Below are 1,379 nucleotides of genomic sequence, written 5' to 3'. Positions count from 1 at the left end.
AGAAGATACATTTTCACTCATAATAGAAAAAGACAAATATTTTTATAGGAATATCTGTCCTACCTCCTTATATTAATTTATTTAGTAATATATATGAAAGTTTGAGAGATTTATTCTTGTCTTTTTTAAACAATTTTTAAAGGTGAGGAGAGGATTCAAAAAGGACAACTAAATAACTCAATATAGAGTTAATAATTGTCCTTTTTGGTTATATCTAGAATAAGTATCTTCTAGTTTGGATATATGAGATTTTCTTCTTTAATTTGATATAAAACATTAGTTAAATAGCGATTGGCTTAATATTTGGCCATATCAAGGTTTTGATCAAGGTAATTACAGCAACCAATAGCTTCAGCACCTGGAATCGCACCTTCGTAATCGCGGATGAATTCAAACATCTCAGTAATTAATGGAACAATATCTTTAGATTCGTAATCACCTGCTAATAATAAGTAACAACCTGTTCTACAACCCATTGGTCCAAAGTAGATTGTCTTTGAACCATAATCTGCATGATTACGTAAGAAAGTAGCAGCTAGGTGTTCAATTGTATGAAGTTCCGCATTATTCATAACTGGTTCGTAATTTGGTCTAGTCATACGTAAATCAAAGGTAGTAATTACAGAATCACCAAAGGTATCTTTTCTTGATACATAGATACCTGGTAGAAGTCTTAAGTGGTCTATTGTAAAACTTGCGATTGGTTTCATTAAAATCCTCTTTTCTTTTTTTATATTTTATAATAAATATAATGATTCGGGTGAATTGATTACATTCTATTGCTAGATTATCGGATAAAATCAAATATTCACTCTATTAGTGATTGTATTTTGCTCCGATGAGTACATTATAACATCATACAAGAGGATAGGCAAGAAGACAGTATTTCAAATATTTGAAGATGATAGAAAATGAATCATAGTATAGCAATCAATTACATGGAGAAAATAAAAGTATAGAATAGATAAGAAAGAGGTGTTTTTATGTCTAAAGTAGGTAAAACAATGAATTCTGTTGCGGAAGGTGTAACTAAAGCCAGTGGAGTGGTAACAAAACGCGGTGGGGAAGTAATTAGTGAGATTGGTAAAACAGTCGGTGTATCGAAAGATGTCTGCAATAAAGTAGAAGATAAAGCAGACATGCTTGGGAAAGATATGTATTATGCTAGTCGCAAGATTGGTCATAAGGTAGAGAAGGTCACAGAAGAAGTTGTAGATGGTACGAAGAAAGTATATGAGAATATGAGAAATAAGATGAAGTAAACAGTTGCATTGTATATTAGAGTAAAGCTTTTAAATTAAAAGTATCCACACCCTGTTAAAAACAATTCCGAAAAGTTGATTGTTTTTGTTGTTTTTTTTTTTTTTTTATTTGTTTTC

General features: G+C 30.6%; 1 protein-coding gene and 1 pseudogene. One reads left to right on the top strand and one right to left on the bottom strand.

Features of this window, described 5'->3' with window-relative positions; translation table 11 throughout:
* Positions 1-230: 230 nt before the first annotated feature.
* A pseudogene (locus ACW2QF_RS15800) lies at positions 231-710 on the bottom strand (S-ribosylhomocysteine lyase).
* A gap of 273 nt (positions 711-983) precedes the next feature.
* Between ACW2QF_RS15800 and ACW2QF_RS15795 the strand changes: the two are divergent.
* Positions 984-1,262, top strand: a complete 279-nt coding sequence (locus ACW2QF_RS15795) for a hypothetical protein (protein ID WP_455716969.1) — start codon at positions 984-986, stop codon at positions 1,260-1,262.
* Positions 1,263-1,379 lie beyond the last annotated feature (117 nt).

The sequence above is a fragment of the Anaerosporobacter sp. genome (genome assembly GCF_965301125.1).
Note: the sequence above shows the minus strand (reverse complement) of the source record. Positions and strands in the feature narration are given on the sequence as shown.